General features: G+C 69.7%; 12 protein-coding genes and 1 other RNA gene. 8 read left to right on the top strand and 5 right to left on the bottom strand.

The window, feature by feature from the left end; genetic code table 11:
* From ACLQ6X_RS10070 to ACLQ6X_RS10045, 6 genes are all read left to right on the top strand, one after another.
* Window positions 1-228: M24 family metallopeptidase (locus ACLQ6X_RS10070; RefSeq protein WP_411700029.1), on the top strand; the 228-nt coding region annotated here is incomplete at its 5' end.
* Window positions 229-253: 25 nt separating this feature from the next.
* Window positions 254-1,018: a polyphosphate--glucose phosphotransferase gene (ppgK, locus tag ACLQ6X_RS10065; RefSeq protein WP_411700028.1), complete on the top strand. Its 765-nt coding sequence runs from the start codon at window positions 254-256 to the stop codon at window positions 1,016-1,018.
* Between the two features lie 546 nt (window positions 1,019-1,564).
* Window positions 1,565-4,057: an ATP-binding protein gene (locus tag ACLQ6X_RS10060; protein ID WP_411700027.1), complete on the top strand. Its 2,493-nt coding sequence runs from the start codon at window positions 1,565-1,567 to the stop codon at window positions 4,055-4,057.
* Window positions 4,054-4,734, top strand: a complete 681-nt coding sequence (locus ACLQ6X_RS10055; RefSeq protein ID WP_411700026.1) for a response regulator — start codon at window positions 4,054-4,056, stop codon at window positions 4,732-4,734. The genes ACLQ6X_RS10060 and ACLQ6X_RS10055 overlap by 4 nt, the downstream gene beginning before the upstream one ends.
* A gap of 61 nt (window positions 4,735-4,795) precedes the next feature.
* Window positions 4,796-5,329 carry a PadR family transcriptional regulator gene (locus ACLQ6X_RS10050; protein ID WP_411700025.1) on the top strand — a complete coding sequence of 178 codons (534 nt, stop codon included), beginning with the start codon at window positions 4,796-4,798 and terminating at the stop codon, window positions 5,327-5,329.
* A gap of 5 nt (window positions 5,330-5,334) precedes the next feature.
* A complete protein-coding gene (locus tag ACLQ6X_RS10045; protein ID WP_411700024.1) occupies window positions 5,335-7,050 on the top strand; it encodes an ABC1 kinase family protein in 1,716 nt (571 codons plus the stop codon).
* Between the two features lie 7 nt (window positions 7,051-7,057).
* On the opposite strand, the gene ACLQ6X_RS10040 is transcribed toward ACLQ6X_RS10045, so the two are convergent.
* On the bottom strand, window positions 7,058-7,429 hold the full coding sequence (locus ACLQ6X_RS10040; protein WP_411700023.1) for a DUF1801 domain-containing protein: 372 nt from the start codon (window positions 7,427-7,429) through the stop codon (window positions 7,058-7,060).
* Window positions 7,430-7,475: 46 nt separating this feature from the next.
* Here ACLQ6X_RS10040 and ACLQ6X_RS10035 point away from each other — a divergent pair, with 46 nt between their 5' ends.
* Together ACLQ6X_RS10035 and ACLQ6X_RS10030 are read left to right on the top strand one after the other, a co-directional pair.
* Window positions 7,476-7,895 (top strand): SRPBCC family protein, encoded by a 420-nt coding sequence (locus ACLQ6X_RS10035; RefSeq protein ID WP_411700022.1) that lies wholly within the window; start codon window positions 7,476-7,478, stop codon window positions 7,893-7,895.
* Window positions 7,896-7,936: 41 nt separating this feature from the next.
* A complete protein-coding gene (locus ACLQ6X_RS10030) occupies window positions 7,937-8,398 on the top strand; it encodes a GNAT family N-acetyltransferase (RefSeq protein WP_411700021.1) in 462 nt (153 codons plus the stop codon).
* A gap of 10 nt (window positions 8,399-8,408) precedes the next feature.
* Here the strand turns inward: ACLQ6X_RS10030 and rnpB are convergent.
* The 4 genes from rnpB to ACLQ6X_RS10010 all read right to left on the bottom strand — a co-directional run bounded on the left by rnpB (window position 8,409) and on the right by ACLQ6X_RS10010 (window position 13,559).
* An RNA gene (gene rnpB / locus ACLQ6X_RS10025) (RNase P RNA component class A) lies at window positions 8,409-8,781 on the bottom strand.
* A gap of 26 nt (window positions 8,782-8,807) precedes the next feature.
* Window positions 8,808-9,548, bottom strand: coding sequence for a zinc ribbon domain-containing protein (locus ACLQ6X_RS10020; protein WP_411700020.1), 741 nt, complete (start codon window positions 9,546-9,548; stop codon window positions 8,808-8,810).
* Window positions 9,549-9,584: 36 nt separating this feature from the next.
* On the bottom strand, window positions 9,585-10,406 hold the full coding sequence (locus tag ACLQ6X_RS10015) for a Nif3-like dinuclear metal center hexameric protein (RefSeq protein WP_411700019.1): 822 nt from the start codon (window positions 10,404-10,406) through the stop codon (window positions 9,585-9,587).
* A 9-nt stretch (window positions 10,407-10,415) separates the two neighbouring features.
* On the bottom strand, window positions 10,416-13,559 hold the full coding sequence (locus ACLQ6X_RS10010; RefSeq protein WP_411700018.1) for a cytosine permease: 3,144 nt from the start codon (window positions 13,557-13,559) through the stop codon (window positions 10,416-10,418).
* Window positions 13,560-13,568: the final 9 nt, after the last annotated feature.

Here is a 13,568-nt window from a genome sequence, read left to right as displayed (position 1 = left end):
TCCGGGCTGATCATCCCGCACTACGACTCGGCTCCGCGGTTCGCCGACGAGATCGTCGAGAACATGGTGTTCACGATCGAGCCGATGCTCACCCTCGGCGGTTCGCCCGCGTGGGAGATGTGGGCCGACGGCTGGACCGTCGTCACCGAAGACCGCAGCTGGACGGCGCAGTTCGAGCACACCCTCGTCGTCACCGAGCGCGGCGCCGAGGTGCTGACACTCCCCTAGCCCGCGGCTCAACTAGGCTGGGATCATGACAACGGCGCTGGGTATCGACATTGGTGGAACCGGAATCAAGGGGGCCATAGTCGACATCGACAGCGGCGAACTCCTGAGCGACCGGGTGAAGCTGCCGACGCCCACGGGCGGCGAGCCCGAGGCCATCCTCGCCACGGTCGTCGAGATCATCGACGCCCTCGGCGGAGTCGCGGCCGACGTGCCGCTCGGCGTGTGCTTCCCCGCGATCGTGAAGAACGGCAAGACCATGTCGGCCGCGAACGTGTCGCAGAAGTGGATCGGACTCGACGCCGAAGTGCTGTTCGAGAAGACGCTCGGTCGCGACATCACCTTCGTCAACGATGCGGATGCGGCCGGAGTAGCCGAGGTGCGCTTCGGGGCCGCGAAAGGCGTCGACGGTCTGGTCATCCTCACCACGCTCGGCACCGGAATCGGTTCGGCGATGATCTACAACGGGGTGCTCATCCCCAACTCGGAGCTCGGGCACCTCGAGATCGGCGGCAAGGACGCGGAGACCCGCGCGTCGTACGCCGCCAAGGAGCGCTCGCGCCTGACCTACGAGAAGTGGGCCACCAAGCGCCTGCAGCGCTACTACTCCACGGTCGAGTTCCTCTTCTCCCCGGACCTGTTCATCGTGGGCGGCGGAGTATCGAAGAGCCACGAGCAGTTCCTCCCCCTGCTGAACCTCACCACTCCGATCGTGCCGGCGAAGCTGCGCAACAACGCCGGCATTCTCGGCGCGGCCGCACTCGCCGTGAAGAAGCCCGAGGGCATCGCGTAGCTCGCAGAGTCGCGCGGGCGGGCGGTCGCTTCCCACCCCACGAACTCCCACCCCCGCGGATTTCGGAAATTCAGGAATCGGCGTCGAGGGGTGATCGGCGTCCCCGCGGAACGGCGGGCTCGGGCTGCGCGAGGCGCATCCGAAGTCCTGAATGTTCAACACGTGAGCGACGGGCGGGTTGGCGGGCTGGGCGGGCCGGGCTGAAGTCCACGGGTTGCGCCGATTGGGGAGTCGGGGACGCGTTTGCGCCCCAGACGGCGCAACCGGCGATGGCGAGTGGTCGCCCGGGTGGCTCGCGGCCGGCAGTTTCGGAAACTCAGGGGACCGCGTCGATAGTCGAGCGGCATCCCGGGCGATGGTGGGGGCTGGCCGTGCGGGCTGAACCGGAAGTCCTGAATTTCCGACACGGGCGAAACGGGCGAGGGTTCAGCTGCTGGCCGTCTGGGGTGCCGTGGACGAACGCTCGACGTGGCGGGGGTCGATGGGATGGTCGAGTCTAAGATTCAGGGTGGAGACCTCAATGACCAATCGCACGGCAGACCCGGCATGAGCCGCGGTCGCCTCGTCGTACTGCTCGGCGCCGCCCCCGGCGTGGGCAAGACCTACGCCATGCTGGAGGAGGGACGGCGCCTCGCCACCGCGGGAAACGATGTCGTCGTCGCGGTCGTGGAGACGCACGGGCGAGCCGCCACGGCGGCGCTCGTCGACGGCCTGGAGGTAGTACCGCGCTCGACGGTCGACCACCGCGGGGTGGCGCTCACCGAGATGGATCTCGACGCTGTGCTGGCCCGCCGGCCCGCGTGGGCGCTCGTCGACGAGCTGGCCCACACGAACGCTCCAGGTTCGCGAAATGACAAGCGCTGGGAAGATGTCGAGGAGCTTGTCGCGGCCGGCATCAACGTGATGTCGACGGTGAACGTGCAGCACATCGAAAGCCTCAACGACGTGGTGCTGCAGATCACCGGGGCGGCCCAGCGCGAGTCCGTCCCCGACGCGGTGCTTCGCGGCGCCGACAAGGTGGAGCTGGTCGACCTCGCGCCGCAGTCGTTGCGCGACCGGTTGGGCGAGGGACTCGTCTACCCCGCGGCCCGGGTGGACGCCGCGCTCTCGAACTACTTCCGGCTGGGCAACCTGACCGCGCTGCGCGAACTGGCGCTGCTCTGGCTCGCCGACGAGGTCGACAGCGCGCTGCAGAAATACCGCGCCGAGCAGGGCATCGACTCCAAATGGGAGGCGCGCGAGCGGGTCGTCGTCGCACTGACCGGCGGTCCCGAGGGCGAGACGCTGCTTCGCCGCGGCGCCCGCATCGCCGCCCGGTCGAGCGGCGGTCAGTTGCTCGCCGTGCACGTGACCCCCACCGACGGCCTCGCCGAGATCAACCCCGGCGTGCTCTCCGCCCAACGGCAACTCGTCGAGACACTCGGCGGCAGCTACCACCAGGTCGTCGGCGAGCAGATCTCCAAGGCGCTCGTCGCGTTCGCGCGCAGCGTCAACGCCACCCAACTGGTGATCGGTGTCAGCCGTCGCGGCTGGTTCAGCACCCTGCTCGGCGGATCCGGAAACGGCGCTGCCGTGATCCGGGAGGCCGGGGACATCGACGTGCACATCGTGTCGCACGCCGCGGCGGGCCGCCGCGCCCTCCCCCGCGTCGGCGGCGCCCTGTCGTCGAAGCGCCGGTTCAGCGGACTCGCGCTCGCGCTGCTCGGCCTGCCGGTCGTCACCTATCTTCTCGGCCTCGTGCGCACGGACGCGTCGATCACGAGCGACGTTCTCGTGTTCCAGCTGTTCGTGGTCATCGTCGCTCTCGTGGGCGGCATCTGGCCGGCGCTCGTCTCGGCGCTGCTCGCCGGCTTCCTGCTCGACTTCTTCTTCGTCTCGCCCCTGTACACGATGACCGTGAACGACCCGCTGCACCTCGTGGCGCTCGTCGTGTTCGTCATCGTGGCCGTTCTCGTCAGCATCGTCGTCGACCAGGCCGCGCGCCGGTCGCGCGCGGCGGCCCGCGCCCTCGCCGAGTCGGAGACCCTCGCGACGGTCGCCGGCAGCGTGCTCCAGGGCCAGGACGCGGTTCAGGCGCTCGTGACGCGCATGCGCGAGGCATTCGGTATGACGAGCGTGATCGTCTACGACAACGGCGTCGCCCTCCACACTGCCACCGAATCCGGCCTCGCTTCGCCCGAGGACGTGGAGACCGACCTGCCCCTCGGCGCAACGGCCCACCTGTATCTGCGCGGCCCGGATCTGCCGGCGTCCGACAGGCGCATCCTCGAGGCGTTCCTCTCTCAGATCGAGTCGGCCCTGCAGCGGCGTTCCCTCGTCTCCGAGGCGGAGGGGATGCGGCCGATCGCGGAGGCCGACCGGCTGCGCACCGCGCTGCTCGCCGCCGTGGGCCACGACCTGCGCCGCCCCCTCGCCGCCGCGACCGCCGCGGTCACCAGCCTGCGCTCGACCGAGGTCGAACTCTCCGCCCCCGACCGCGCCGACCTGCTGGAGACCGCCGAGGAGAGTCTCGGCGCGCTCGCCTCGCTCGTGACGAAACTGCTGGACGCGTCGCGCCTGCAGGCCGGGGTACTGGGCGTGTCGGTCGAGCCGATCGCAATCGACGAGGTCGTGCTCGGCGCGCTCGACGAACTGGGCACCTCGCCCGGCGAGGTGCGGCTCGAACTCACGGCCGACCTGCACCCGGTGTCGGCCGACCCGGTTCTGCTGCAGCGGGTGATCGTGAACCTGCTCGACAACGCGCTGCGCTTCTCGCCCGAGGGCGTCGCGCCGGTCATCGCGACGAGCGAGTTCGCCGAACGTGTCGAGCTGCGCGTGATCGACGCCGGTCCCGGCATCCCCGCCGAACGCCGCGACGACGTGTTCGTGCCGTTCCAGCGGCTCGGCGACACCGACAACACCACCGGCGTGGGACTCGGCCTCGCGCTGGCGAAGGGCTTCGTGGAGGCCATGGGCGGTACGCTCGAGCCCGAAGACACCCCCGGCGGAGGACTCACCATGGTCGTCGCCCTCCCCCTCTCGACAACGGATGCCTCGTGAAGATTCTGATCGCCGACGACGACGCCCAGATCCTGCGCGCGCTGCGCATCACCCTGTCGGCGCGGGGCTACGACGTGCTGACCGCGAGCGACGGTCGGGAGGCGCTGCGGCTCGCCGCCGACGGGCATCCCGACATCATCGTGCTCGACCTCGGCATGCCCGGTCTCACCGGCATCGAGGTGATCGAGGGTGTGCGGGGCTGGTCGACCGTGCCGATCCTCGTCGTGTCGGGCCGCAGCGACTCGCTCGACAAGGTCGAGGCGCTCGACGCCGGGGCGGACGACTATGTCACCAAGCCGTTCGCGGCCGACGAGCTGCTCGCGCGCATCCGCGCCCTGGGTCGGCGCACGCCGACAGCGACGGATGAACCGGTCGTCACCTTCGGCGACGTGACCGTCGACCTGTCCACCCATCTGGTCAGCCGTGCGGGAGCGCCCGTGCGCCTCACCCCCACGGAGTGGCGGCTGCTCGAGGTGCTGGTGCGGAATCCGCACCGGTTGGTGAGCCGCGAGACGCTGCTCACCGAAGTGTGGGGTCCGCAGTACACGACCGACACCGGCTACCTGAGGCTGTACCTGGCGCAACTGCGCAAGAAGCTCGAGGCAGAGCCGTCGAAACCGCGCTTCCTGCTCACCGAGGCCGGCATGGGCTACCGATTCACACCGGGCGAAACATAGCGCCGAGGTATATCGTTAGGGCTATCGTCCTATATCGTTCACGACCGACTAGGAGAACATGATGGCTACCTCAACGGGCGCATTCGGCGCCGGCAACTTCGATGGTGTGTGGCAGGCGATGGAGCAGCTGCGCGAAAAGTTCGAGAAGCGCGCGGGCACGCGCGTGGGCCGCGGCGAGGTGCGCACCGCGGTGCTCGCTCTCCTCGCCGAGAAGCCGCGACACGGCTACGAGATCATCCGCGAGATCGAAGAGCGCAGCGGAGGAAGCTGGAAGCCCAGCGCCGGTTCGGTCTACCCGACCCTGCAGTTGCTCGCCGACGAGGGCCTGATCAGCGCCGAGGAATCCAACGGCCGCAAGATCTATTCGCTGACCGAGGCCGGTCGCGCCGTCGCGGGAGACGAGAGCGGTTCTCCGTGGGACACCACGGACTCCGCCCAGAGCAACCGCTTCGCCGCGCTTCCCAAGGCCGGGGTCGAACTCGCGCAGGCCGCGGCGCAGGTCAGCCGCACGGGATCAGCAGAACAGGTCACGCAGGCCGTCGCCGTGCTCGACGACGCCCGCCGCCGGCTGTATTCGATTCTCGCCCAGGACTGACGCGGGTGACATCGGTTCCACAGCAGCGGAGAACACCGGTGCATATCGCCCCGGAAGGACGCGCGCGGTACCGTCGCATTCTGCGCTTTGCCTCCTGGTACCTCGCGGTGACCTGGTGGTTCGAGCTGTTCCTGCCGCGGATCGGGCTGCGGAAGGTCGCCGAACGCACCCGCGCGTCCAGGATGCGACGGTTCGCGCGGAGTTTCCACGTGTTGGCGGTCGATCTCGGCGGGCTCATGATCAAGGTCGGGCAGTACATGTCGTCGAGGCTCGACGTGCTTCCGCCCGAGATCACCAAGGAACTCGAGGGCCTCCAGGATGAGGTGCCGCCGGTGCCCTTCACGGCGATCCGCGCGTTCGCCGAAACCGAGCTGGGCGCACCGCTCGACCGCGTCTTCACGGCCGTGGTCGAGACCCCGGTCGCGGCCGCGTCTCTAGGTCAGGCGCATCGGGCTCGCCTCGGCCCGATCGACGCCGCGGACACCGGGCTCGACGCCGTGGTGGTCAAGGTTCAGCGCCCGGGCATCGACGTGATCGTCGACGTCGACCTCGCGGCGCTGCGCAAGGTCGGCGGCTGGCTCAGCCACGTGCGGCTCGTCTCCGACCGCGTCGACGCGCCCGCGCTCGTCGAGGAGTTCGCACAGACGAGCCTCGAAGAGATCGACTATCTGCACGAGGCATCCAGTCTGGAGAGATTCTCCGAGATCTTCTCCGACGACGACCGGGTGACGGTGCCCGCCGTCGTCTGGGAACGGACCACCCGGCGCGTGCTGACCCTCGAAGACGTGACCGCGATCAAGATCACCGATGCGGACGCCCTTCGAGCCGCGGGCATCGATCCCACGGAGGTGGCACCGGTCTTCGCCGAGGTCATGTTCGACCAGCTCTTCACCCACGGCTTCTTCCACGCCGATCCGCACCCGGGCAACATCTTCGTCACCCCGGTCGCCGACGACGCCGCCGGCGGGCGCCGGTGGAGGCTCACGTTCATCGACTTCGGCATGATGGGCGAGGTTCCGGCGACGACGCGCAGCTCGCTCCGCAAACTGCTGATCGCGGCGGCCTCACGCGACGGCAAGGGTCTGGTCACCGCCATGCAGGACGCGGGCGTGCTTCTCTCGACGGCCGACACCGTGGAACTCGAACGCGCCATGACCGAGCTCTTCGCCCGGTTCGGAGCCATGGGTTTCGCCGAACTACCCGAGGTCGACCCGCGCGAGTTCCGTATCTTCGCGGCGCAGTTCGGCGAGGTCGTGCGCTCGCTGCCGTTCCAGCTTCCCGAGAACTTCCTGCTCGTCATCCGCGCGATGACCCTGACGTCGGGTGTGGCGAGCGCGCTCGATCCCTCGTTCAACCTCTGGGACTCGGTCGAGCCCTACGCCGCCCAGCTGATCCGCGACGAGCGCGGAAACATCGCGCAAGACCTCGGGCGGCAGGCCCTCGACATCGCGGCGGTCACCCTACGGCTGCCGAGACGGCTCGACGGGCTCGTCACGCGGCTGGAAGACGGCTCGCTGTCGGTCAACAGTCCCCGTCTCGAACGTCAGGTCGCCCGACTCGACCGCACGGCGCGACGGCTGGTGTCGGCGCTGCTGTTCGGCGCCCTGCTCATCGCCGGCGCCGTTCTGCAGACGAGTGACGCCGGGCTCGGAACCGTGCTGATGATTGCGTCGATTGCGCCGTTGCTGCACGCTCTCTTCGCGGGCCGCGGCACGACCTGAGCCCGCGTCAGCGCGATTCGGGCAGCAGCGCCACCCAGTCGCGCACGACGTGCTGCAGCGGGAAGCGTTTGGCCGTGACATCCGCGGCGCTCGTGAACCGTAGTTCGCGGCGGTCCGCCCAGGTGCCCGACATCAGGCCGGTCGGGTCGGCGACCAGTCCGTGCGGGAACACGAGGATGAGGCGCAGGAACGCGGTCGGTCGCAGTTCGAAGGCGCCTAGGTCGTCCTTGCCTACATGGAAACTCGGCGACTTCCACTTGATGCGCTCAGAGACGCTCGGGTGCGCGGACAGGATGTACTGCCGTACCGACTGAAGCTCCGCGGCGAACGGGTGGTCGAGAGAGTCCATATACGAATCGACCGCGGCTGTGCCATCCATGGGCCCAATCTAGACCGAACCGGGGGCCGCGAGCGAGACTGGACCCATGGCATCCGAATCACGGCACATCTCCGTCGACATCAACCGACCCCCCGACGAGGTGTACGACTACACCTCCGACCATACGAACCTCCCCACCTGGGCGAGCGGAATCGGCGACGGCATCGAGCTCATCGACGACGAGTGGGTCGTCGAGTCGCCGATGGGCCGGCTGACCATTCGCTTCGCCGAGCCGAACGACCTGGGCGTGCTCGATCACACGGTCACCCTCGCGAGCGGCGAGACCTTCTACAACCCGATGCGCGTCATCCAGCACGGAACCGCGAGCGAGGTGCTCTTCACCCTGCGCCGCTCCGACGACCAGACCGACGACGAGTTCGAGCACGACGCCGCGACCATCGCCGCCGACCTGCACACCCTGAAGGCGCTGCTCGAGGGCGAGAACGACGCCGACGACATCGCCTAGGCGACCGGCGGGATCGGTGAGCGCTCGCCTAGGCTGACCGCATGACAGTTCGCCTCGATCCCATGGCCCAGAGCCGACTCGCCGACTGGATCGAGACCCGCCACGCGCGATACATCGAGTCGCGCATGCTCGCCGGAGAGTCGCGGGAGGTCGCCACGCAGAAGGCGGTCGATTCGCGGCAGGAGAACTTCCCGGGCGACCGGCCGCTCGACACCCACCTCGTCTTCGACGTGCGGGCGGATGACACGGTCGTCGGTCATCTCTGGCGGGGGCCCTCGCCCTCCGGCGCCACGGAGTGGTGGGTGTTCGACATCGAGATCGACGAGGCGCACCGCCGACGCGGGTACGCGCGACGCGCGCTCGAGCTCGGGCACGCCGCGGTTAAGCACCGCGGCGCCACCGCGATCGGCCTCAACGTGTTCGGCTACAACGCCGTCGCCAAGGACCTGTACAGCGCCCTCGGCTACGCCGTCACCGCCACCCAGATGAAGAAGCCGCTGTAGACCGGTGGGGCGAATGGGCCGGCTGATACGCCGGGTTCTGTTGACGCGCATCCGAGGATGCGCGCTGGACGGCCATCTATCTACGACGTACGTTGCCGCACGCCTCTAGCGATCTACCCGGAAACTGGACGAGCAGCCCGTAACGCTTCCTGTGTGATCTTGCTCCTGGCGAGGTTTACATAGCCGACCGGGTCACCCCGGCCGCTGGTGGTCTCTTACACCGCCGTTTCACCCTTACCTTCGGCTTGCGCCGCGGGCGGTCTGCTTTCTGTTGCACTGTCTCGCGGGTTACCCCGGGTGGGTGTTACCCACCGCCTTGCTCTGCGGAGCCCGGACGTTCCTCGGGGCCTGTTGCCAGACCACGCGACCGTCTTGCCGACCCATTCGGTAGACGAGTCTACCGGTGGGCTCAGAGCCCGGATTCCTTCGTGCGCACCAGGATGGCCTCGCTGGTGGCGCACATGATGACGTCGTCGGGCGCCGCCGCACGGATTTCGGCCATCTCGTTCTCGAGCAGCTTCACGCCGCTCGCGCTAGAGACGCCGAAGCGCAGGTGCGATGCGCCCACGCCGTAGCGCAGGCGCTGCTTGTCGTAGAGGGCCAGCAGGTCGTCGGGCACGGTTCCGGCGATCGCCGCGCGGTCGGCGTTGGCCGCCACGATGTCGGCCTGCAGCCCGACCAGTTCGGCGTCGCGCTCGACGACGATCGCGTCGATCTGCGCCTGAAGAGACTCGATGCCGGCGCCGGTCGCCGCGAGGGCGTTCTCGCGCTCCTCGAGCCGTTCCATGACGGTCAGCTCGATCTCCTCGAGGTCGTACTGGCGCTTGGCCAGGTTGGACAGCTCGTGCTCGAACGCCTGCGCGTCTTTCGCCGAGGTGGAGTGCTGAGCCCGCTCTGTGTCGCGTGCGATGCGCGCGGTGACGAGCGAGACATCCGATTCGATGCGTCCCAGCTCGGTGAGCACGTCTTCGCGCGCGCCCGACTGCTCGAGCAGCACGATGCGCAGCGCATCGATCTCTGCCTGCAGCTTCGCGATGGCGGCGTGCTGCGGAAGGCCCTTCGCCCGGTGCGTAAGCTGGGCGATCTTCGTGTCGAGGGCCTGGAGGTCGAGCAGTCTTGCCTGCGCGTCTGGACTGGCTTTCAGAGCCATGAGGCCTTCACCGCTTTCTTGCTTGGTCGTGGGGGTCTACTGGATAACAACGAAATCCCAGGGATCGGTGCGGAGGTCGCTCACCGTCACGGTCACGCCGGGAAGATTCTCGCGCAACTGGGCGGCGGCGGTCTCGAGCCACAGCCACTCGCTCGCCCAGTGCGATACGTCGATGAGCGCCGGGCCCGACCCGATTCGCGCGTTCTCGCGGGCCTCGGAGGCCGGGTGGTGACGCAGGTCGCTCGTGATGTACACGTCGGCCGCGAGCACGGCTGGCTCGGAGAGCAGCGAGTCGCCGGCTCCCCCGCACAGGGCGACGGTCGTGACGGTCGCGTCGAAGTCGCCGGAGACCCGGATGCCGCTGGCCGTCGCGGGCAGGATGTCGCCGAGTTCGCGGGCGAGCGTGCCGAGGGTGGTCGGGGTGGCGAGATGGCCGACGCGGCCGAGGCCGCGCGCGGGATTCGACGGGGAGGGCACGATCGGAGTGGCGTCGAGGAGGCCGAGCTTCTCGGCGAAGACCGCCGACGTGCCGGTCTCGACGACGTCGGCGTTGGTGTGGGCCGCGATAAGGGCGCAGTCGGCACGGATGAGGGTCGCGAGCAGCGCGCCCTTGTACCGGTCTTCGGCGACCGAGGTGACGCCGCGCAACAGCAGCGGGTGATGCACGAGCAGCAGGTCGGCGCCCGCGGCGACGGCCTCGTCGACGGTGTCGGCCACGGCGTCCACCGCCAGGTGGATCGAGGTGACGGGGTGCGTCGGGTCGCCGGAGAGCAGTCCGGGTGCGTCCCACGACTCGGCGCCGGAGAGCGGCCAGAGGGTTTCGACGACCGCGTTGACCTCGGCGAGTGTGGGGGACATGCGTCGATTCTACTTTGGCGTCGCGCGGCCCAATTGGCGCGCTGCAGCTTCCTGACGTCGGATCGTGCCGATTCCCGTGGCGAGCGGCGTGACGATCCCGAGGACGAGCGCGACCAGCACGCCGAGGTCGCTGCCGGCCAGCGGGCCGTCGAGGTCGACGCCGGCGACCGCGAAACCGTACCCCTGCCAGCCGAGCCCGGCGACCGTCGCCGACGTGAACGCCCAGCCGATGAGGGTGATCACCACGAGGGCGGGCAGGTTGACCCGGTTGACGTTCGGGTAGACGCCGCCCGCGCGCAGCAGCGATTCGGTGTGGAAGGCGCGATTGCGGATCATGGTGTCGGCGGCGAATATGCCCGCCCACGCGGCCACCGGCACCGCGATCGTCGTGGCGGCGTCGCGGAAGACGTCGTCGAGACGCAGGTCGAGCAGGGTGAAGCCGACGGCGACGACCGCGAGGATGCCGCCGACGGCGACGGTGGCCCACTGACGTTCGACCCGCAGGCCGACGCCCTGCAGTGCGAACGCTCCGGAATAGGTCGACAGCACGACGCCCGAGAGCAGCGCGAAGGCGGTAGCCACGACGAGCGGCACCGCGTACCAGCCCGGGAGGATGCCCGTCAGCGCGCCCACCGGGTCGATGGCGAGCTCGGCCCCGAGCGCGCCGTCGGAGGCCGCGAGCAGGGCACCGTAGGCCACGAGCACGAAGCTCGGCAGAGTCGTACCGAATCCCGCCCACAGCATGTTCGACCCGCTCGAGCCGGCAGAGGCCCCCGGACGCTGGTAGCGGGCGAGGTCGGAGGCGCTGTTGGCCCAGACCAGGCCGAGGAAGGCGAAGACGGCGACCGCGCCGGTGACGACGAGCACCCACGGCCCGTCGGCGACGGACAGCGCGACGGTGAAGTCGACGCGTTGCCAGGTGAGGGCGACGAAGCCGACGATGAGCACGGCCGAGACGATGCTCACGACGAGCTGCACGCGGGCGAGCAGCCAGTAGCCGAGGAAGGCGACGACCACCGCGAGCATCACGCCGACGACGATGAACACGACCACGAGCCCGGCCGTCGACCTACCGTCGCCGATGAGTGCTGAGACGGATGTCGCGAAGAGCCAGAGCAACACGGCGCCCCAGAACACCCGCGACACGAGAGCGAGGATCGCGGGCAGCACGTTGCCGACGATGCCGAACGCGGCCCGGGAGACCACGACGGTCGGCTGCCCGCTGCGCTTACCGGCCAGTGTGCCGAGGCCGAGCGGTATGAACGACAGGGCCACACCCGCGAGCGTGGCGACGATGGACTGCCGCAGGCTCATTCCGAGCGAGAACACCATGGCGCCGAGGCCGAGGCTGACGACCGAGGAGTTGGCGGCGAACCAGAGCCAGAACAGCCGAGCGGCGTGCCCGGTGCGCAGCTCGCGCGGCGTCGGTCGTTCCCCCGACTGCTCGAGGGTGAAGACCGACACGCGTCCGGCGGAGGGCGCTACGGCGCCGACCTGTGCGGCGGCGGGTTCCTGGGGGCTGCCGTCAGCGACGGCGACGCCAAAAGGGCGCTTTCGCTTCTCCTCCGGCGCGACATCGGCGCCTGTCTCGGGCGGCGACCCGGGCGGGGCGTCGGGCGCGGAGTCGGCGGCGATGAGCGCGTCGAACTTGGGCACGGGATAGCCGGTGGGCACCGCGACCGGGGCGACCGGAGCGGCGCCGACGGCGGGAGTCGTCACGGGTGGTTCACGAACGATGTCGCGAACGACGTCAGGCTGGTTGTCGGGTTCGGCCTCGGGTTCGGCCTCGAACTCGACCTCGGGTTCCGTCGGGTTGACCAGGGCGTCGAACCACGACTGGGGCATGTCGTGCGACACCTCGTCGTCGGGTTCGACCTGCGGTTCGGGTTGCACGGGCTCGGGTTGCACGGGCTCGGGTTGCACCGGCTCGGGTTGCACCGGCTCGGGAGCGGCCGGGTACTGGATCGGGATTGCCTGGGTCGGAACGAGTTCGTCCGGGATCACGATGGCGCTGAATTCCGGTCGCACCTGGGCCACCGCGGCGAGTGCCTCCGGCGTACCGACCGCGAGCATCGAGTCTTCCCAGTCGCGGTACTCCTGCACCTCGATCTCGCGCAGGCGCATCTCGTTCTCGAGCGCGTCCATCGCGCTCAGCGTGCCGCCGGGCTTGTTGTCGGTCGCCTCGAGCACGCTCAGCAACTCGTCGTCGGGAAGTGACCGGCGCTGCGGAACCCACGGCCGGCCCGCCGGCGGGGCCTGCGAGGCGAGGGCCGCGGCAGCATCCTCGGGGAAAGCGGGAGCGGGTGACTCGGGCGCGGGAACCTGCGGCTCCGAGACATCCGAAACCTCCGGAGCGGGCGCGGGAACCGCGGTACCGACGGGCGTCGGCGGGGCGTCCGGGAAGAGGGCATTCCACAGCGGGGTGGTCTCGGCGAAGGGCTCGGGCGTCCACGGGCGGTACGGATCGTTGCGCGGTGGCGGTGGAGTGTTCGGCAGCTCCGCGTCCTCACGCAGCCCGGTGTCGAGCGACCAGACGGGTGCCGGCGGAAGGGGCTCGACGGGCGGCTCGACCCTCTCGGGTGAGTAGGAGGCGGGGCGGGCCGTGTTCCAGTACGCGTCGGCGTCGACCGGGGTTTCAGGCGTCCAAGCGCGGTAGGGCGCTGTCGGCTCTACCGGTGGGTCGGCGGGCAGGTCTGCCTGCGGGCTCCAGACGGGGGCGGCCGTGAGCGGCTCGGAGACGGGCGCGGATGCCGCGGGTGCCGGTGCCACAGCCGGGGGCGTCCACGCCGCCGGTGGCGCGGGGATCTCGGGTGCCTCGGGTGCCGGCGTCTGGGGCGCGGGTAGCACCCAGGTCGGCGGCGCTTCGCGCGGCGCCTCGGCGACCGGTTCGGAAATCGGCTCGGGAGCCGACTGCACGGGAGCCGACTGCACGGGGGCGGACTCGACCGGCGTGGCCCGCGCGGGCGGCGCCTGCACCATTGGCGTGACGGGCTCGGCGGGTGCTTCGGGCGGCGCGACCGTGTCGCGGTACTGCGGCGGCGGCGTGTAGGTCGAGCGGCGAATCCGGGGCGGTGCGAACTCGTCTTCGGCCGACGAATCGAACGGATCGACGCCGCTCACATCGTCGCCGCGTGGATCGCCCGTGCTGTTCATGCCGAAATC

The sequence above is a fragment of the Conyzicola sp. genome, assembly GCF_046714715.1.
Taxonomy (GTDB): Bacteria; Actinomycetota; Actinomycetes; order Actinomycetales; family Microbacteriaceae; genus Conyzicola.
The sequence above is the reverse complement of the archived record's forward strand: the minus strand, read 5'-3'. Positions and strand labels throughout refer to the sequence as shown.